Origin of the sequence: Enterococcus asini ATCC 700915, from assembly GCF_000407365.1 — a bacterium.
GTDB lineage: Bacteria > Bacillota > Bacilli > Lactobacillales > Enterococcaceae > Enterococcus_C > Enterococcus_C asini.
In genome coordinates, this window is sequence record NZ_ASVU01000002.1 from 225,323 (window position 1) to 245,039 (window position 19,717).

Here is a 19,717-nt window from a genome sequence, read left to right on the forward strand (position 1 = left end):
GTAATTACGATTACTTTACATTTAAATTTAAAGGAGCGTTTTATTATGGGTAAAATTATCGGGATCGACCTGGGAACAACAAACTCTGCAGTCGCAGTCTTAGAAGGCGGCGAAGCAAAAATCATCGCTAACCCAGAAGGCAACCGCACGACACCATCCGTTGTGTCATTTAAAAATGGCGAAATTCAAGTCGGCGAAGTCGCAAAACGTCAAGCAGTGACAAATCCGAATACAGTGGCTTCTATCAAACGTCATATGGGCGAAGCAGGCTACAAAGTGGACGTGGAAGGCAAAAACTACACACCTCAAGAAATCTCTGCTATGATCTTGCAATATTTGAAAGGTTTCGCTGAAGATTATCTAGGGGAACCAGTGGACAAAGCAGTCATCACTGTACCAGCTTACTTTAACGACGCACAACGTCAAGCAACCAAAGACGCTGGGAAAATCGCTGGTTTGGAAGTTGAACGGATTGTCAATGAACCAACTGCCGCTGCTTTGGCATACGGTATGGACAAAACCGACAAAGACGAAAAAATCTTAGTCTTTGACCTTGGTGGTGGTACATTCGACGTGTCTATCCTTGAATTAGGGGACGGGGTCTTCGATGTATTGTCAACTGCTGGGGACAACCACCTAGGTGGGGATGACTTCGATAACAAGATCATCGATTACATGGTAGCCGAATTCAAAAAAGATAATGGCATTGACTTGTCCAATGACAAAATGGCTTTGCAACGTTTGAAAGACGCTGCTGAAAAAGCGAAAAAAGATTTGTCTGGTGTAACTAGCACACAAATCAGCTTGCCATTTATCACTGCTGGCGAAGCAGGTCCGTTGCACTTGGAAATGACTTTGACTCGTGCGAAATTTGATGAATTAACTGCTGACTTAGTAGAACGTACGAAGATTCCAGTTCGTCAAGCGTTGAAAGATGCTGGCTTGAACCAATCTGAAATCGACGAAGTAATCTTAGTCGGTGGTTCTACACGGATTCCTTCCGTTGTGGAAGCAGTTCGCAAAGAAACGAACAAAGAACCAAACAAATCCGTTAACCCAGACGAAGTAGTAGCTATGGGTGCGGCTATCCAAGGTGGGGTTATCACCGGTGATGTGAAAGACGTGGTCTTGCTTGATGTTACACCATTGTCTCTAGGGATTGAAACTATGGGTGCTGTCTTCACGAAATTGATTGACCGCAACACGACCATCCCAACTTCTAAATCACAAGTCTTCTCTACTGCAGCAGACAATCAACCAGCCGTTGATATCCATGTCTTGCAAGGGGAACGTCCAATGGCTGCGGACAACAAAACACTTGGTCGCTTCCAATTGACGGATATTCCACCAGCACCTCGTGGTATCCCTCAAATCGAAGTTACATTCGATATCGACAAAAACGGGATCGTTAACGTATCTGCGAAAGATCTAGGCACACAAAAAGAACAAAAAATCACGATCAAATCTTCTTCTGGTCTTTCCGACGAAGAAATCGAACGCATGGTGAAAGATGCTGAAGCCAATGCGGATGCCGACAAACAACGGAAAGAAGAAGCTGATCTTCGTAACGATGTGGATGCTTTGTTGTTCACTGTTGACAAGACTTTGAAGGAACTAGAAGGCAAAGTTGACGCCGACGAAGTGAAGAAAGCAGAAGACGCTCGGGACGAATTGAAAGCTGCTGTTGAAGCAAACAACTTGGAAGAAATGAAGACCAAACGGGATGCTTTGAACGAAATCGTACAAAACTTAACTGTGAAATTGTATGAACAAGCAGCGCAACAACAAGCCCAAGAAAATCCAGAAGCTGCACAAGGCGGCGCGGATGATGTTGTAGATGCTGATTTTGAAGAAGTCGACGACGATAAATAAGCCGACTCTTCCAAATGAATGACAACCTGGCTTAGGCCACGAAAAGGACAGCCAAAGTGACATACTTTGGCTGTTTTTTCCCAGTTAGGGTCAGTTTCTACCTCTTTTTCCACGGGAAAAGGGTGCAGTGCCCCTAGGAGATATGGTAAAATAGCCAGTGCATAAATGCCTAACTGTTTTCAGTTAGCTTTTTGAAGTAGGAGGAAAGCCAATGGCAGAGAAACGAGATTACTATGAAGTCCTCGGTGTAGCAAAAGGGGCAACAGATGATGAAATAAAAAAAGCATACCGCAAGCTTTCCAAAAAATACCATCCGGATATTAACAAAGAACCAGATGCAGAAGAAAAATTCAAAGAGATTTCCGAAGCCTATGAAGTCTTAAGCGATGCCCAAAAACGGGCGGCTTACGATCAATACGGCCATGCTGGAACCAACCCGAACTTCGGTGGTGGCGGTGGTTTTGGCGGCGGCTACGGGGACTTCGGTGGTTTTTCTGGCGGCGGTTTTGGTGGCTTTGAAGATATTTTTGACACATTCTTTGGCGGTGGTGGTTCCCGAGGAGCCAATCCGAATGCACCACGGCAAGGGGCAGACTTACAGTACACGATTAAGCTGAAGTTTGAAGAAGCGATTTTTGGCTTGGAAAAAACGATTCGCTACAATCGTGAAGAAGAATGTCATACTTGTCACGGGAATGGGGCAAAACCAGGCACACAACCGGAAACGTGTCACAAATGTGGCGGTTCTGGGTCCATTAATGTGGAACGACAAACACCACTTGGCCGGGTCATGAGCCGTCAAACCTGTGATGTCTGTCATGGTACCGGGAAAGAAATCAAAGAACCATGCCCAACTTGTGGCGGTTCTGGACATGAAAAGAAAGCCCACGAATTGAAGGTCAATGTGCCTGCCGGGGTCGAAGATGGTCAACAAATGCGTTTGCAAGGCCAAGGGGAAGCCGGTACGAATAACGGCCCTTACGGTGATTTGTATGTAGTCTTCCGGGTTGAAGAAAGTGATATCTTCAACCGAGAAGGGGCAGAGATTTACTATGAACAACCATTGAACTTTGTCCAAGCGGCTTTAGGGGACGAAATCAACGTTCCTACCGTTCACGGAGATGTGAAGTTGAAAATTCCTGCGGGAACCCAAACAGGGACGAACTTCCGCTTACGTGGCAAAGGCGCACCGAAATTGCGAGGCAATGGCAATGGGGACCAAACCGTTCGTGTGAAAGTCATGACGCCACGGAATTTAAGTGAAGACCAAAAAGCAGCGTTACGGCAATTTGCAGAAGTTAGCGGAGATAAGATCAATGAATCCGAATCTTCGGAAGGATTTTTCGACAAGATGAAGGACGCTTTTAAGAAGAAATAGAAAAAAGGAAGGAAACCAAATTTAATTGGTGCCCTTCCTTTTTTTTGGTATGCTGTAACAAAGGAGTGAAACCGATGATAAGAAGTTTTCGTAGTCCCCAAAAGTATCTGCAAGGTCCCGGGGTGTTTCAGAGCGCTTTAGCAGAAGTACGGCGTCTAGGAACCAAAGGACTTTTGGTGACGGATGGGTTTGTCTATCAACTGGTAGGCAAAGAGCTAGAGCAAGCATTACAAGGTTTAGAGATGGAGATTCAAGTTCTGTTGGTGGACGAGATAGTATCCTTGGAAGATTTACTTTCAAAGGGAACGTGTGAGGTGGTCATTGCACTAGGCGGGGGTCGTGCAATTGATATAGGGAAGACCTTGGCAGCTCGCGGTGGTTGGCGTTGTGCCGTATTGCCCACTTCGGCAGCTACGGATGCGCCCACATCCAGTATTTCCGTGACCTATGATTCAAATGGAGCTTTTTTAGGCTACGAGCATTATCCTTTTAATCCGGACTTGGTTCTGGTAGATAGTCAGGTGATTTTTCATGCTCCGGGGAAATTTTTAGCTCAGGGGATTGCCGATGGACTTTGTACCTATGTAGAAGCGACTACGGTTTGGGAGCAAAAAGAGCAGGGGTTAAACAATGAGCGACCAACCATTGCTGCCGTGGCATTGGCGAAAGCTTGTCGGGATACCTTATTGGCAGACGGACGGCAAGCTTTACAAGACCAAGCAAAAGGAGTCCACAGTCAGGCTTTTGAGAATGTGGTGGAAGCCAATATCTTACTCAGCGGCTTAGGATTTGAAAATGGTGGCTTGAGTTTGGCCCATGCTTTTCACAACACCCTTTTAGGTGACCGGTCGCTATCGGTTTCTAGAAGTCATGGAGAAATCGTCGGCGTCGGCCTTTTGTTGCAATTAGTAGTAGAAGAATCAGAGGAGTTTTCGACGTATCGAGAATTTTTAGCGGAAATTAGGCTACCGCTCACCTTAAAAGCACTAGGGGTGACCTTAACGCCTACTCAAGCAGAATTCTTGGCTCAAGGAATACTCGCTGCTGCGACTAAGGGCAATCCATTAAAGGCTGGGATTACCAAAGCAGATCTACTCGCGGGGTTAGCAACATTAGCATAAGTTAAAGGACGAGGGAAGAAGTGGTGGCGTTGGAAAAAGAGCTGGAAAAAATCAAACAAAATAAAGCGATTGCCATTGGTATTGGGGTGGCGCTCTTAGTCTTGCTTTTGCTACTTTTGTATTTTGCCTACCATCGGGACTTGCAGCTGTGGTTTAATCCGGAAGTTTCTGAGGAACTGGTACTAAAACAAATCCGTTCCCATGGGGTAGCAGTGGCGCTCTTGTTCTTTTGTTTAATCGGAATCATGTGTGCCATACCTGGGGTGCCCACCTCGGTAGTCTGCGTCTTTGTGGGTGTTTGTTACGGCCCTGTGGTGGGGAGCTTGATCAACATCGGGGGCAATCTTATGGGAAATTTGGTGGCTATTGCCTTGTTTCGACGAATTAAATTAATCGACAAACGCCATGGAAAAAATGAATGGGTCAAAGCAATTTCCAGGATGAAGCACCCGAAAGTAGGCTTGACACTAGGATATATGATTCCCGTTGTGCCCACCTTTTTGGTGAACTACACGGCAACTTTAAAAGGCTACACCGAAAGGGAGGTCTTGCTCCCGGTGTTACTGGGAGTCTTGCCCACCTCGGTTTTCTACGCACTAGGCGGTGACGCTCTGTTGTCGGGGAATTTTCGCCGGTTGCTTTTGGTGGCAGCAGGATTAGTGGTAATCTTGCTTTCAGTGGGGCTCTTAAAGCGTCATGAAAAACGAGAGAAAGCCAAATAAACAAGCGTCAGAGAAGACCACAGTCTTTTCTGACGCTTGTTTGTTTAATTGAAATTAAGCGGCTTTTCTTCGCAACCAAGCTTTTCGTAGTTCTTCTAGTAGGATGATTGGCAGCGGAATGGCAATCAAGAAAAGCCAGTCTTGCAATTCGATACCGGTAGTGTGGAAGAGTCCTTGAAGTATCGGTAAGTAAACCAAGGCTAAGATGATTACAATCTCGGCTACAATACCGAAGAGGACTCGCCGATTACTGAAGAAGCCAACTTTAAACAAGGACTCGGTATTAGTACGACAGTTGAAGACGGCCCCGATTTGACTAAAGACAATCGCCGCTAATGTCATAGTAGTGGCCAAAACATAAGTGTGTCCCGTTGCGGCCAAAGGTTGGCTAGGCCAGCCGGCACGCCAATTGACGAAGAAATACGCCAGAGTGGCAAAAAGGGAAGCCATTAACCCATACCAACCAAATGCTTTCCACAAAAGTTTTTTCGTAAGTAGGTGAGTATGTTTTTCTCGTGGGGGGTTCTCCATCAAGCCTTCTTCTGTGGGCTCGGAGGCCAGACCCAATGCGGGGAAAATATCCGTACCCAAATCGATGGTCAAGATTTGCATGACCGTCAAAGGCAGAGGAATCATGCCCCGGGATAAAAGAAACAGTAGGGAAGGCACGGCTTCAGGGACATTGCTGTTTAAAATATACAACAAGAAACGGCGAATATTGGCATACACGGTGCGCCCTTCTTCAATGGCGTTGACAATCGAAGTGAAATTGTCATCGGTTAAGATCATATCCGCGGCTTCTTTGGCCACGTCGGTTCCGGTGATTCCCATGGCCACACCGATGTCGGCCTTCTTCAATGCTGGGGCATCGTTGACCCCATCACCAGTGGAAGCCACGACTTCGCCTAATTGTTGCAGGTTGTCCACCACGCGGTATTTTTGTTCCGGGGCCACGCGGGCAAAGATGATCTCATGGGTCAGATTTTCTTTTAATTCAGCGTCAGACATTTGTGCCAACTGATCTCCCGTGACAATCCGCAGATCCTCTCCTTGAACGATACCGATTTTTCGGGCGATGCTCTCGGCGGTTAAACCATAGTCCCCAGTAACCATGATAATGCGAATGCTAGCTTTGTGACATTTTTCGATGGCTTCCATCACATTGTCTCGGGGAGGATCTTGACTGGCACTCAGGCCCACGAAGATTAAGTTTTGCTCCGTGGCCTCCACGGTATAGTCGGTTTCTTCCGGTGCTAAGGGTCGATAGGCACAAGCCAAGGTACGTAAGCCTTCTTTGGCGTACTGATCATTTTGGGTGAGAATTTCACGCTTGATGTCTGCTGTTAAAGGCGCTACCTTGCCATTTTTCCTATACTGGCTACAAACAGCGAGGACTTCGTTGATGCCTCCTTTTGTGAAAATCAGTCGTTTTTGTTCTCCTTGATGAATGGTAGACATACGCTTTCTTTGCGAGTCAAAGGGGAGTTCTTTGATTCTGGGATAGCTCTGGCTTTCTTGTTTGACTGAAAAGAGGGCTTTTTGGGCTAAGACTAACAAGCTGCCTTCGTCCGGGCCACCGACTAAGTGAGCGTGGCCGCCTTTTTCTTCAATGGCGGAGTTGTTGCACAAAGCCCCAATGCGAATAAAGGTTTCTAAGTCTTGTTCCAAACTCAACTCGATTGGCCGTCCTTCTTGAGTGACATTTCCATGAGCCTCATAGCCACTGCCAGAAACGGCGTATTCCCCAACTGGCAACCAAACTTTTTCAATGGTCATCTGATTTTTCGTCAAGGTGCCGGTTTTATCCGAACAAATCACAGTGGTTTCGCCTAAGGTTTCGACGCTGTTTAAATGTTTCACCAAAGCGTTGCGTTTAGCCATTTTTTGAACGGCATTGGCCAAAGCCAGGGTCACCGTGGGCAACAAGCCTTCCGGAATAAAGGCTACCACCATTCCTAAAGCAAAGAGAAAGGCTTGGACAATCGGATATTTCACTACGAAGACGGCGGCGATAAAGAATAAAATTCCGATGATAATGGCAATCACGGAGATTTGCCGGGTCAAAACGTTTAATTCCTTTTCTAAGGGAGTTACAGTTTCTGTGACGGTCCCTGTCAAAGAAGCAATTTGCCCGAATTCCGTATCCATTCCCGTGGCTAGTACAATCATCTGACCGCTACCGGCTACAACGGACGTCCCTTCGTAGACGAGATTGGCCTCGGAAAAGCGCCCGGCGGCCTGAATCGCTGCTTGGCTTTGGGAGGCGTCTTCTTTACTGACGGGAACGGCTTCCCCGGTTAGTGAGGACTGGTTGACTTGCAGGCTGTCACAGACAAACAGTCGTCCATCCGCTGGAATATTGTCGCCGCTATTTAACAAGACGATGTCTCCAGGGACCAATTCTTCAGTAGTTACTTTTAAAGGAGCCCCATCCCGCAAAACCTTTGCATAAGAAGGAAGCATCTTTTGGAGGGCATCTGTGGCTGCTTGGGCCCGCTGCTGCTGCCAAAAACTGAAGAGACCGTTGATGATGTTGACTAACCAGATGGCCACACCTAGCTCGTGCATTTGAGCGACAAAAGCGATGCCCCCAGCAATCCACAGTAAAAGCGACATTAAACTGGAAAAGTTCTTAAAAAAAGCCTTGAGTCTAGAAGGACCGTTTTGGGTGGTGATTACATTTCTTCCGTATTGAGCCAAGCGTGTTGTTGCCTCGTCACTGCTTAACCCTGTGGTGCTACTGCCACTTTTTTTGAAGACTTCTTCTTTGTCAATGGTAGCCCATTGTTTAGGTTCCATCTTAGCCATTTCCATCACCTCGTCCTTATTTTCGTATGATTCCCAGAAAATTGCAAAAGATAGAGTGCTTAAGGAGTAGGTAGGGAATTTCTGAAGAAGAAGTAAAGGATTTTCCCGGTGTTCTTTTGAGAGAGAGAAAAAATAGCGAAAATATGTTCCCTATGGTAAAATAAGCGAGTTAGGAACCCTTTTGCGTGTCAGCTAGTCTGAAAGAGGGTACACTAGGTTTGAAGAGAGGATGATTCCTGTGATTGAACGTGAAACAAATCACCAGTTTGATTTGGTCTCGAAGTATCAGCCGGCCGGGGACCAACCGGAGGCCATTGCCCAATTAGTGGCGGGGATTAAGGGGGGCGAAAAAGCCCAAGTTTTATTAGGAGCGACCGGTACAGGGAAGACCTATACCATCTCCAATGTAATTCAACAGGTGAATAAGCCGACCTTGATTATTGCCCATAACAAAACCTTAGCAGGACAGCTCTACGGGGAGTTTAAGGAATTTTTCCCCAACAATGCCGTGGAATACTTTGTCAGCTATTATGACTATTACCAACCGGAAGCCTATGTGCCGTCATCGGATACGTATATCGAAAAAGATTCTAGTATCAATGATGAAATCGACAAATTGCGTCACTCTGCCACGAGCTCTCTATTGGAGCGTAACGATGTGGTGGTAGTGGCTTCTGTGTCTTGTATTTTTGGTTTAGGTTCGCCAATGGAATACCAAAAACAAGTGGTTTCTTTACGGGTAGGGATGGAAATCAGTCGGGATCAATTGTTACGACGTTTGATTGAAATCCAATTTGAACGCAATGATATCGACTTCCAACGGGGCCGTTTCCGGGTCCGAGGAGATGTCGTGGAAATTTTTCCAGCTTCTCGGGATGAACGGGCGCTACGGGTGGAATTTTTCGGAGACGAAATCGATCGGATCCGGGAAGTAGACGCTTTAACCGGTGAGATCATCAGTGAGACCGAACACGTCTCCATCTTTCCGGCTACTCACTTCGTTACCGACGAGAATCACTTGGATCATGCCATTGCCAGTATCCAAGCGGAACTAGATATGCGCTTGCAGATTTTACGAGCAGACAATAAGCTTTTAGAAGCGCAACGTTTGGAACAACGGACGAATTATGATATTGAGATGCTCCGGGAAATGGGCTATACGTCCGGTATCGAAAACTATTCTCGCCACATGGACGGTCGTAATCCCGGAGAACCGCCGTATACTTTGCTGGACTTTTTCCCAGAGGATTTCTTAATCGTAATCGACGAATCCCACGTTACCATGCCTCAAGTACGGGGGATGTACAATGGGGACCGAGCCAGAAAGCAAATGCTGGTGGACTATGGGTTCCGCTTGCCTTCTGCACTGGACAACCGACCTTTGCGCTTGGAAGAATTTGAAGAGCACGTACATCAGATTATTTATGTTTCCGCGACACCGGGACCTTACGAAGAAACACAAACAAATACTGTGGTGCAACAGATTATTCGACCAACGGGATTACTGGATCCGTTGATTGAAGTGCGACCGATTATGGGCCAAATCGATGATCTAGTGGGAGAAATCAATGAGCGCGCGGCAAAAGATGAGCGGGTCTTTGTCACCACTTTGACCAAGAAAATGTCCGAAGACTTAACGGATTATTTGAAAGAACTGGGCATTAAGGTTAAATATTTGCATTCGGATATTAAGACCTTGGAACGGACAGAAATCATCCGCAACTTGCGTTTAGGAGAATTCGACGTCTTGGTAGGGATTAACTTGTTGCGGGAAGGTTTGGACGTGCCGGAAGTTTCCTTGGTGGCGATTTTGGATGCAGATAAAGAAGGCTTTTTGCGAAGTGAACGTTCCTTGGTACAAACCATCGGCCGGGCTGCCCGTAATTCGGAAGGCAAAGTTATCATGTATGCAGACAAGATTACGGACTCCATGCAAAAAGCCATGGACGAAACCGCTCGTCGTCGGAGTATCCAAGAGAAATACAATGAAGAACACGGCATCGTGCCGAAGACGATTATTAAAGAAATTCGCGACTTGATTGCCATTACCAAAGTGGCGGAAGAAGACACTACGTATACTTTGGCGGACTATGAAGATATGTCCAAAGAAGATCGGGATACACTGATTATGAAGTTGGAAAAAGAAATGAAAGACGCGGCCAAAGCCTTAGACTTTGAAACCGCCGCGACATTACGGGATACAATCTTGGAATTAAAAGCCGGTCAGTAAATAGACCGGCAAACTGTAAGGAGGCCGATCATGGCAAACGATAAAATTGTGATTCATGGCGCTCGTGCCCATAATTTGAAAAATGTAGATGTAACGATTCCGCGGGATCAATTGGTGGTAGTCACTGGACTATCCGGCTCGGGGAAGAGTTCCTTGGCCTTTGATACGTTGTATGCAGAAGGACAACGGCGGTATGTGGAAAGTCTTTCTGCCTATGCGCGCCAGTTTTTAGGACAAATGGATAAACCGGATGTGGATAGCATCGACGGCTTGAGCCCGGCGATTTCTATCGACCAAAAGACTACTAGTAAGAATCCTCGCTCTACCGTGGGAACGGTGACCGAGGTTAATGACTATTTGCGCTTATTGTACGCCCGGGTGGGACATCCGATTTGTCCTAATGATCACATTGAAATCACCAGTCAGTCTGTGGAACAAATGGTGGATGCGGTCTTGGCTTTACCGGAACGCACGAAGATTCAAATCTTGGCTCCGATTGTCTATCAGAAAAAAGGCCAGCACAAAAAAGTCTTTGAAATGATTCAACGAGAAGGCTATGTGCGGGTGCGAGTAGATGGAGAGATTTACGAAATCACCGAAGTACCGGAATTAGAAAAAAATCGCAAACACGAAATCAGCATCGTCATCGACCGGATTGTGGTGAAAGAAGGTGTGCGTTCTCGCTTATTTGGTTCCTTTGAAACAGCCCTTCACTTGGCAAAAGGCTATGCGGTAGTGGATGTCATCGGTCAAGAGGAAATGCTCTTTAGTGAACATTATTCTTGTCCTTATTGTGGATTTACCGTGGGCGAGTTGGAACCGCGACTCTTTTCTTTCAATGCGCCTTTTGGAGCGTGTCCCGAATGTGACGGGCTGGGTATCAAATTGGAAGTGGACGAAGATTTGGTGATTCCAGATCCAAGTAAAACCTTGGCAGAAGGGGCAATTGTGCCTTGGAATCCCATCAGTTCTCAATACTATCCTGAACTACTCCGGCAGGCGTGCGAAAGCTTCGGCATCGACATGAACACGCCGTTTGAGGATCTCCCTGAAGAACACCGGGAAATCGTCTTGCGGGGTTCGGCGGGAGAAGCCTTCCATTTCCATTATGAAAATGACTTTGGGGGCGTCCGAGATGTGGAAGTGCCCTTTGAAGGTGTTTTGACCAATATTAAACGCCGTTACCACGAAACCAATAGCGATTTCACTAGAGATCAAATGCGCCTGTACATGACGGAATTGACGTGTCAAGCGTGTCACGGTTTTCGTTTGAACCCACAAGCGCTCTCGGTACAAATCAACGAAGTCAACATCGGGGAATTAAGCCAGTTGGCCATCGACAAAGCCTTGACCTTTGTGGAAGGGTTGCAACTTTCGGAACAAGAACAAACCATTGCGAAACCAATCTTAAAAGAAGTTCACGATCGCCTGCACTTTTTACGCAATGTAGGGCTGGAATATCTGACCTTGAGTCGTTCCAGTGGGACTTTGTCTGGGGGAGAAGCTCAGCGGATTCGCTTGGCCACCCAAATCGGGTCCAATCTCTCGGGGGTCTTATATATCTTAGACGAGCCTTCCATCGGTTTGCACCAACGAGACAACGATCGTTTACTAGATTCACTACGGAAGATGCGTGACTTGGGCAATACTTTGATCGTGGTGGAACACGACGAAGATACCATGAAAGCTGCCGACTACTTAATTGATGTAGGCCCAGGCGCCGGGGATCAAGGGGGCAAAATCGTCGCAGCAGGCACACCGGCAGAAGTTGCAGCAAATCCAAATTCCATTACCGGACAGTACTTGTCCGGTAAAAAAGTGATTCCTGTACCAACCAAACGCCGCAAAGGCAACGGAGAAAAAATCAGCTTAACGAAAGCCTCGGAAAACAACTTAAAAGACATCAATGTGGACTTTCCACTTGGGAAGTTTATTGCCGTGACTGGTGTTTCTGGTTCCGGGAAATCCACTTTGGTCAATGAAATCTTGAAAAAAGCCTTGGCTCAAAAAATTAACCACAACACTCATAAACCAGGGAAATTCAAAAAAATTACCGGATATGAATCAATCGAAAAAATCATCGATATCGATCAAAGTCCGATTGGCCGGACTCCTCGGAGTAATCCAGCGACGTATACGAGTGTATTCGACGATATTCGGGATCTCTTCACGAAGACCAATGAAGCCAAGATTCGTGGCTATAAGAAAGGCCGCTTTAGTTTCAACGTTAAAGGTGGGCGTTGTGAAGCATGTAAAGGGGACGGCATCATCAAAATCGAGATGCACTTTTTGCCGGATGTTTACGTGCCTTGCGAAGTTTGCCATGGGAAACGCTACAATTCAGAAACTTTAGAAGTCCATTATAAAGGGAAAAATATCGCAGAAATCTTGGAAATGACCGTAGAAGACGCCGTAGAGTTCTTCAAACACATTCCGAAGATTCACCGGAAATTGGAGACAATTGTGGATGTGGGTCTAGGCTATGTGACTTTGGGTCAGCCTGCCACTACGTTATCAGGTGGGGAAGCCCAACGAATGAAGTTGGCTAGTGAATTGCACAAGAAGTCCAATGGCAAGAGCTTTTACATTTTGGATGAGCCAACCACAGGGCTTCACACAGATGATATCGCGCGACTTTTGCAAGTGTTGGAACGTCTTGTGGATGCAGGGAATACCGTTTTAGTGATTGAACACAACTTGGATGTGATTAAGACGGCGGACTGGGTTATTGACCTGGGACCAGAAGGAGGCGACGGGGGCGGTACGATTGTAGCGACCGGTACACCGGAAAAAATCGCCAAAGTTGCAGAAAGCTATACGGGACAATACTTGAAACGAGTCTTGAAATAAAAGTTTCTCTATGATTTTCCTACTGGGAGCGTGAAGCCTTGCTTTGCGCTCCTTTTCTAGTGTATGATAAGATACTGAAAACAAGGAACAGGTTCAATACCTGTTAGCCAGAGACGGTGGAAAGAAGGAGTACAGGTGGAAAATTTTTTTAGCATTATGGGGGGCATGGGAACCATGGCCACGGAAAGTTTCGTACGAGTATTAAACCAACGAACGGTTACCCATAAGGATCAGGATTATTTGAACTATGTCTTGTTCAATCACGCCACTGTACCGGATCGCACCGCAGCGATTTTACATCCAGGAGAAGCGGCGGATCCACTGCCATTTTTGTTGGATGATATTGCCAAGCAAAATTTATTGGAGCCGAATTTTATTGTGTTGACCTGTAATACGGCTCATTACTACTATGATCAATTGCAAGACGCAACGAAGATTCCGTTATTGCACATGCCTCGAGAAGCAGCTCGCGCTTTACAAGGCCAGCAACAAGGGGGCAAAGTGGCCTTTCTTGGTACCGAGGGCAGCGTTAGGGCCGGCGTGTACACGAAGGAATTGACCGCAGCCGGATTTGAAGTAGTTTTACCAGATGAGGTACTGCAAGGAAAAGTCAATCAGCTAATCTATGGGGATATTAAAGAGCGGGACTTTTTAAATGTTCCTTTGTACCACGAGATACTCTCCGATGCGATTGAAGGACAAGGTTGTGAAAGTGTGGTTTTAGGCTGTACAGAATTGTCCTTAATGGAAGAACATGCTCCAGGACATGGCTTTTGCGTGGTGGACGCTCAGTCGATTTTGGTGGATCGAACCATTGAACGGGCTTTGGCAGATCGCCAAAAAGCGAATTAAATAAAAAAGTAAAACGTCTCCTAGTGACGGAGGCGTTTTTTGCTGGGTAAATCCAGGATAATGTAAGTTTTCAGTAAAAATATAGCAAGGACACGCCCGGAATGCTATAATAGAATTTAGTGAACCACAGCTCGGAAAGGAGTTTGATTTCTTATGCAAGATAATTTAAAACTGGTGATTATTACCGGTATGAGCGGCGCGGGGAAAACCGTTGCCATCCAAAGTTTTGAAGATATGGGCTTCTTTTGTATCGACAACATGCCGCCTTCTTTGATTCCCAAGTTTTGGGAGTTGATTAAAGAGTCAGGGAAGATTACAAAGATTGCCTTGGTGGTCGACTTGCGCTCTCGCTCTTTCTTTGAAGAGATCCAATCCATGTTAGTCAGCATTGAAAATACCAATTTCATCGACACCCAAGTCTTGTTCTTGGATGCTTCCGATGAAGAATTGGTCTCTCGTTACAAAGAAACTCGCCGGACCCATCCATTGGCCATGGACGGCTTGATTACAGAAGGAATTCGCAAAGAACGGGCGATTTTAGAGGATCTGAAACCAAAAGCAACCATCGTCATCGACACTACTAAATTAACTCCTCGGCAATTGCGGGAAAAAATCAATCAAGAGTTCAAGAGTTCCGCAGACCATGGCTTCCGGGTGGAAATGGTATCTTTCGGCTTTAAGTATGGTCTGCCTATTGATGCTGATATCGTAATGGATGTGCGCTTTTTGCCAAATCCTCACTACATTGACGATTTGCGCCCGTTAACGGGGATGGATCAGCCGGTTTATGAGTATGTTATGTCTTTTCCCGAAACGGAAGAATTCTATGAGAAATTTCTTGATCTGCTGCTGACGATTATGCCGGGTTATGTGAAAGAAGGCAAAAGCAGTTTGACCGTGGCGATTGGTTGTACTGGCGGGCAGCACCGTTCTGTGGCATTGACCGAACGGGTGGGTCATGCACTAGCAAAAGAATACAAGGTGAATATCACCCATCGTGACAAAGACAAACGCAAGGAGACGGTGAACCGCTCATGAGAATGAAAACCTATCGTATCCGCCGACCAAAAGTCGTAGTAATAGGCGGAGGGACCGGTTTACCGGTTATTTTAAACAGTTTACGCAATGAAAGTGTGGACATCACCGCTGTCGTCACCGTAGCAGACGATGGCGGTTCTAGCGGTGAAATCCGCAACTCCATCTCCATGGCACCTCCAGGGGACTTGCGCAATGTGCTCGTGGCCATGTCGGATATGCCAAAGCTGTATTCGGATATCTTTCAGTATCGCTTTAAAAAAGAAGACAACTTTTTGGCCAATCACGCCTTGGGAAATCTGATTATCGCGGCTATTGCGGAGATGCGAGGCAGTACGTATGATGCGGTGCAATTATTAAGTAAAATGATGCACGTGGACGGGCATGTCTATCCTAGTAGTGACACGCCTTTAGTTTTGCATGCGGTGTTTAAAGATGGTACAGAAGCCGTGGGGGAATCAAAAATTGCATTGGATCGCAAGACGATTGACCATGTCTTCGTGCGCAGTCAAAATCCTGAGGAAGAACCAAAAGCGGCTCGAAAAGTCGTTTCTGCGATTTTGGAAGCGGATATGATCGTCTTAGGCCCAGGCAGTCTGTTTACCAGTATCTTGCCGAATTTAATGATTTCGGAAATTGGGGAAGCCGTGCGGAAAACCCAAGCGGAAACGGTCTATATTTGCAATATTATGACCCAAAAAGGGGAAACCGAGCACTTCACGGATGCCAATCATGTGCAAGTATTGCATGAACACCTAAAAGAGCCTTTTATCGACACAGTTTTGGTGAATACGGAACGAGTGCCGGAAGGGTATATGGATTTTGAAATCTATGATGAATACTTGGTGCAAGTGAAGCACGACTTCAAAGCGTTGCGCAATGAAGGCTGTCGGGTGGTTTCCACAGACTTTTTAAAACTCCGAGACAAAGGGGTATTCCACGATGGAGACAAAGTCGTGGAAGAATTACTAACGATTTTATACGGGGCCAAGTCCTAAATTTACGGACTCAGGTCAGAAGAAAGGGGGCGAGACGATGTCTTTTGCCGCTGATGTTAAGAAAGAACTAACCGGCTTAGAGGTTCATCGAGAACACGCCAAAGCCGAACTGGCAGCGCTGTTGCGGATGAATGGCTCTTTAAGTTTGACCAATCACCAGTTTGTCTTAAACGTGCAAACAGAAAATGCCGCCATTGCTCGGCGGATTTACACGTTGTTAAAGGATCACTTCGACGTGCGTAGCGAGCTGTTAGTGCGCCGGAAGATGAAGCTGAAAAAGAACAATGTCTATATCGTGCGGCTAAAGCAAGATACCAAGCGGGTCTTAACCGAGCTAGACATCATGGAAGGCATGATGGTTCACAGTCATGTGTCTGATGAAATCATGGGCAATGCACAAAAGATGCGTTCTTATTTGAGGGGGGCTTTTATGGCTTCCGGCTCGATTAACAATCCGGAAACTAGTCGCTACCACTTGGAAATCTATTCTTTATATGAAGAGCACAATCAGGATATTTGTGACATGTTGAATTACTATGACCTACACGCCCGCACCTTGGAGCGAAGAAATGGCTACATCGCTTATTTAAAAGGGGCAGAAAAAATTGCGGACTTTTTGACCTTAATTGGGGCGACCAATTCCATGCTGAAGTTTGAGGACGTGCGGATTGTGCGAGATATGCGCAACTCCGTCAATCGCCTCGTGAATTGTGAAACGGCCAATATGAATAAGACCATTGATGCAGCTTCGAAACAAATCGAAAACATTCACTTTATCGAAAATCGGGTGGGGTTACAAGCCTTACCGGAAAAACTCCAAGAAATCGCCGTTTTGCGTATGGAACATCCAGAAATCAGTTTGAAAGAACTGGGGGAGATGATTCCTTCTGGAGCGATTTCGAAGTCGGGTATTAACCACCGCATTCGCAAAATCAACGAATACGCCGAGCGCCTACGTTCGGAAACGTAAAAAAGCATTCAGTTTCCTAGAGAAAGGAGACTGAATGCTTTTTGCGTGGCATAAGTCCATAGAAATAACTGTTTATGCCAAATACTCCGCCAATGTAGCCAAGTCGATGGTTTCATCAAAAATCTGGTCATCAAGTAACACCGTGGGCACGAATTGAATTTGCGCCTGCTGGGCTTCGGTTACGATTTTTGAGAGCTCCGGATTTTCTTTGGGAGTGAGGCCCAACTCTTCTCGGGCATAGGTGACTATTTCAGGTTCCGTTAGCTGTTGCCACGTTTTTTGTGTGGCGAAAAGCTTGGCAATCGTAGCCAAGGCTGCTGTAGGGTCTGCCGGAATGAACGTGTGAAGAAGATTGCCCTTTTGCAGGCTTTCTTTTTCCTTGTTTAAGAGCTTGATCACCCGAAACAAGTCTCCCTCCTTGGTTTTTTGATCTAGGAGGGGGCCGGCTTTTTCAAACCATTTTTTACAGTAAGGACAAGCAAGATTGAGAAATTCAATTTGCTGATGTTTAGCCTGGGGATTTCCCAGGTGAATGCCGGTCACTTGATTTGTCAGCTCCGACTTGATGATGGTAATATCCATGTAAGCACCTTCTTTTCGTTTCTTCTAGTGTAATGAAAAATGGTAAGGTTGACCAGTTTTTTCTCCTGGCAAAAGAAGGTCTTCAAGGACGGGAGTTTTCCGGTTTTTTCATGAGAAATCCCTAAAAAATAAGACAATATGGTATACTGTGTAAGGAAGTCAGCAGCAAAGGAGGTCTGCCTGTGTCTTTTAATCTAGACGATTTTTTCAATATCAAAAACTGGCAACAAATATTCACGACGGATATATTTTCTGTCGGCTTTCTCGTGAATGTGCTAGACATTTTGGTAGTGTGGTACCTCATCTACAAGCTGATTCAGCTAGTGAGAGGAACCAAGGCGATTCAACTTTTTAAAGGGGTCGCCGTATTTATTGCCATCCGCTTAGGGGCGGAGTTAATTGGTTTGCATACCTTGTCGTGGCTGATGGATCAAGTCATCACCTATGGGGTAATCGCAGCCATTGTGATCTTCCAGCCGGAAATTCGCCGGGGCTTGGAGCATCTGGGAAGGACTTCGCTGTTCTTAGCTAGTAAATCAGAGCAACGAGAGGAAGAAAAGCTGATCAAGGCCTTGGACAAGGCGGTGCAGTATATGTCCAAACGGCGGATTGGTGCTTTGATTACCATTGAGCGCAACACGGGCTTAGAAGAGTACATCGAAACCGGGATTCCTTTGGATGCCGACATCACCGGAGAATTATTGATTAACATCTTTATCCCGAATACGCCTTTACACGACGGAGCGGTGATTGTGCGCCAAGACAAGATTGCGGTGGCTTGTGCTTATTTACCTCTATCCGAGAGTATGTTGATCCCTAAAGAATTTGGGACGCGACATCGGGCAGCGGTAGGGGTCAGTGAAGTCAGCGATGCGCTAACCGTGGTAGTCTCCGAAGAAACTGGAGACATCAGCATCTCTTTGAACAATGAATTGCGTCCAGGTCTATCCCAAGAAGAGTTTTTAGACTTGCTACAAGCAGAGTTGGTCAGTGAGACGACGGATAGTAAAAAAGGTATTTTGCAATCCTTTATTGATGGTGTCTCAGGTGTCGGTAAAGGAGGCAAGAAATGAACAAACCAAGAATTCGAACCAATCTCCTATATGGTTTTACCGCGTTAATTTTTGCGTTGATTCTCTTTTTCTACGCCAATGATCGCAGCTTGATTTCGCAAATTTCCTCCAGTACGCCAGAAGCCTTCGAGGAAACCTTGAACAATGTGAAAATCCAGCCTTATTATGACGATGAGAAGTATTACATTCACGGCTATAGCCCTACGGTATCGGTGAAATTAAGCAGTAACAACCGGGTTCAGTTGAACACAGAGGCCAATGTGGACACTCGCAGCTTTGAAGTCATTGCTGATTTGACCGGGCTTGGAGAAGGAACCCATGAAGTGAAATTGCGGCTACAAAATATGAGTTCAGCAGTTACGGGAACGATTACCCCGTCGAGCATTACCGTGACCATTGAGAGTCGAACCTCGGCTAAGATGAAGGTAGAGCCGGTGGTTTCCACCGCTAATTTAACGGATGGTTATACCTTAGACAGTGTCTCTGTGGACCCAGAAGAAGTCACGGTTACCACGGGTTCTCAAACTTTGACGGAAATCGATCGACTAGTAGCCACGGTGGATGCGGCCAAGGTCACGGATAAAAACTTATCCGAAACCGTGCGCATTCAGGCTTTGGACAAAGATGGAAACACTTTGAGTGTGGAATCAGATCCGGCGGAAGTTACCGTGAAAGTCCTGGTCAGTGCGCCTCAAAAACAAGTCCAGCTCTATCCCGAACAAGAGGGTTCACTAGCCTCTGGGGTGACGGATGTCTCCTTGTCTTTAGGGGAGACTACGGCGATTTTAACGGGAGAAGAGGCGGCCTTGGATGAAATCACTGAGTTAGCCGTGCCGGTGGATGTATCGGGTATTCGGGAGCGGACGACGCAAAAGGTCACGATTCCTGTGGCGGATGGGATCACGGTGGAACCTCATGAGGTTTCCGTGACGATTACCCCTCAATTAGCTACCAGCTCGACTCCTAGTAGCACGCAATCTCCTGGGAGCAATCAATCCACTAATTCTGGAGGAACGACCCCTTCAAGCAGTAGCAGTTCGACTACGACGTCCAGTTCATCGAGCACGAAGGAGTCCAGTAGTTCTTCCACGGAAGCGTCCAGTGAAACGAGTTCGAGTGCGAAAAAGTAATACAATATTTCACGAGTAATCGTAAAGTGTCGGCAAACAGTCGACGAATATCTTACTAGGAGACATTCCTAGGTGAATATGATGAAGGAGCATGAA

The 19,717-nt window shown here is 46.3% G+C and carries 14 protein-coding genes; 12 read left to right on the top strand and 2 right to left on the bottom strand.

What is annotated here, in order from left to right; genetic code table 11:
• Positions 1-45 precede the first annotated feature (45 nt).
• The 4 genes from dnaK (at position 46) to I579_RS11010 (ending at position 5,093) form a co-directional block, all read left to right on the top strand.
• Complete coding sequence (gene dnaK, locus I579_RS10995) at positions 46-1,872, top strand: molecular chaperone DnaK (RefSeq protein ID WP_010753475.1); 1,827 nt, start codon at positions 46-48, stop codon at positions 1,870-1,872.
• Between the two features lie 211 nt (positions 1,873-2,083).
• Entirely contained in the window at positions 2,084-3,250 is a 1,167-nt protein-coding gene (gene dnaJ / locus I579_RS11000) for a molecular chaperone DnaJ (RefSeq protein WP_010753476.1), read from the top strand.
• A gap of 74 nt (positions 3,251-3,324) precedes the next feature.
• Complete coding sequence (locus I579_RS11005) at positions 3,325-4,371, top strand: iron-containing alcohol dehydrogenase (RefSeq protein ID WP_010753477.1); 1,047 nt, start codon at positions 3,325-3,327, stop codon at positions 4,369-4,371.
• 20 nt (positions 4,372-4,391) lie between these two features.
• Complete coding sequence (locus I579_RS11010; RefSeq protein WP_010753478.1) at positions 4,392-5,093, top strand: TVP38/TMEM64 family protein; 702 nt, start codon at positions 4,392-4,394, stop codon at positions 5,091-5,093.
• Between the two features lie 54 nt (positions 5,094-5,147).
• Here the strand turns inward: I579_RS11010 and I579_RS11015 are convergent, their stop codons facing one another.
• The gene (locus I579_RS11015) at positions 5,148-7,907 is read right to left on the bottom strand and encodes a cation-translocating P-type ATPase (RefSeq protein ID WP_034810343.1); all 2,760 of its coding nucleotides are present in this window, start codon (positions 7,905-7,907) and stop codon (positions 5,148-5,150) included.
• A 232-nt stretch (positions 7,908-8,139) separates the two neighbouring features.
• Between I579_RS11015 and uvrB the strand changes: the two genes are divergently transcribed.
• From uvrB to whiA, 6 genes are all read left to right on the top strand, one after another.
• Positions 8,140-10,131 carry an excinuclease ABC subunit UvrB gene (gene uvrB / locus I579_RS11020; protein ID WP_010753480.1) on the top strand — a complete coding sequence of 664 codons (1,992 nt, stop codon included), beginning with the start codon at positions 8,140-8,142 and terminating at the stop codon, positions 10,129-10,131.
• 30 nt (positions 10,132-10,161) lie between these two features.
• Positions 10,162-12,981, top strand: coding sequence for an excinuclease ABC subunit UvrA (gene uvrA / locus I579_RS11025; protein WP_010753481.1), 2,820 nt, complete (start codon positions 10,162-10,164; stop codon positions 12,979-12,981).
• Positions 12,982-13,116: 135 nt separating this feature from the next.
• Positions 13,117-13,833: an amino acid racemase gene (locus I579_RS11030; protein WP_010753482.1), complete on the top strand. Its 717-nt coding sequence runs from the start codon at positions 13,117-13,119 to the stop codon at positions 13,831-13,833.
• 153 nt (positions 13,834-13,986) lie between these two features.
• Complete coding sequence (rapZ, locus tag I579_RS11035; RefSeq protein ID WP_010753483.1) at positions 13,987-14,871, top strand: RNase adapter RapZ; 885 nt, start codon at positions 13,987-13,989, stop codon at positions 14,869-14,871.
• Positions 14,868-15,866: a gluconeogenesis factor YvcK family protein gene (locus I579_RS11040; protein WP_010753484.1), complete on the top strand. Its 999-nt coding sequence runs from the start codon at positions 14,868-14,870 to the stop codon at positions 15,864-15,866. Before rapZ ends, I579_RS11040 begins: the two co-directional genes overlap by 4 nt.
• 37 nt (positions 15,867-15,903) lie before the next feature.
• Positions 15,904-16,836: a DNA-binding protein WhiA gene (whiA, locus tag I579_RS11045; RefSeq protein ID WP_010753485.1), complete on the top strand. Its 933-nt coding sequence runs from the start codon at positions 15,904-15,906 to the stop codon at positions 16,834-16,836.
• Positions 16,837-16,908: 72 nt separating this feature from the next.
• Here whiA and I579_RS11050 read toward each other — a convergent pair whose 3' ends face one another.
• The gene (locus I579_RS11050; RefSeq protein WP_010753486.1) at positions 16,909-17,418 is read right to left on the bottom strand and encodes a thioredoxin domain-containing protein; all 510 of its coding nucleotides are present in this window, start codon (positions 17,416-17,418) and stop codon (positions 16,909-16,911) included.
• A gap of 182 nt (positions 17,419-17,600) precedes the next feature.
• Between I579_RS11050 and cdaA the strand changes: the two genes are divergently transcribed.
• Together cdaA and I579_RS11060 are read left to right on the top strand one after the other, a co-directional pair.
• Positions 17,601-18,491 (top strand): diadenylate cyclase CdaA, encoded by an 891-nt coding sequence (gene cdaA / locus I579_RS11055; protein ID WP_010753487.1) that lies wholly within the window; start codon positions 17,601-17,603, stop codon positions 18,489-18,491.
• Positions 18,488-19,621: a CdaR family protein gene (locus I579_RS11060; protein ID WP_010753488.1), complete on the top strand. Its 1,134-nt coding sequence runs from the start codon at positions 18,488-18,490 to the stop codon at positions 19,619-19,621. Before cdaA ends, I579_RS11060 begins: the two co-directional genes overlap by 4 nt.
• Positions 19,622-19,717 lie beyond the last annotated feature (96 nt).

What these genes read in the sequence shown, in the direction of transcription:
- I579_RS11050 (WP_010753486.1), bottom strand. Translation starts at nt 17,418, where the DNA reads ATGGATATTACCATCATCAAGTCGGAGCTGACAAATCAAGTGACCGGC.
- I579_RS11060 (WP_010753488.1), top strand. Translation starts at nt 18,488, where the DNA reads ATGAACAAACCAAGAATTCGAACCAATCTCCTATATGGTTTTACCGCG.
- I579_RS11005 (WP_010753477.1), top strand. Translation starts at nt 3,325, where the DNA reads ATGATAAGAAGTTTTCGTAGTCCCCAAAAGTATCTGCAAGGTCCCGGG.
- dnaJ (WP_010753476.1), top strand. Translation starts at nt 2,084, where the DNA reads ATGGCAGAGAAACGAGATTACTATGAAGTCCTCGGTGTAGCAAAAGGG.
- I579_RS11040 (WP_010753484.1), top strand. Translation starts at nt 14,868, where the DNA reads ATGAGAATGAAAACCTATCGTATCCGCCGACCAAAAGTCGTAGTAATA.
- rapZ (WP_010753483.1), top strand. Translation starts at nt 13,987, where the DNA reads ATGCAAGATAATTTAAAACTGGTGATTATTACCGGTATGAGCGGCGCG.
- dnaK (WP_010753475.1), top strand. Translation starts at nt 46, where the DNA reads ATGGGTAAAATTATCGGGATCGACCTGGGAACAACAAACTCTGCAGTC.
- I579_RS11015 (WP_034810343.1), bottom strand. Translation starts at nt 7,907, where the DNA reads ATGGAAATGGCTAAGATGGAACCTAAACAATGGGCTACCATTGACAAA.
- whiA (WP_010753485.1), top strand. Translation starts at nt 15,904, where the DNA reads ATGTCTTTTGCCGCTGATGTTAAGAAAGAACTAACCGGCTTAGAGGTT.
- uvrA (WP_010753481.1), top strand. Translation starts at nt 10,162, where the DNA reads ATGGCAAACGATAAAATTGTGATTCATGGCGCTCGTGCCCATAATTTG.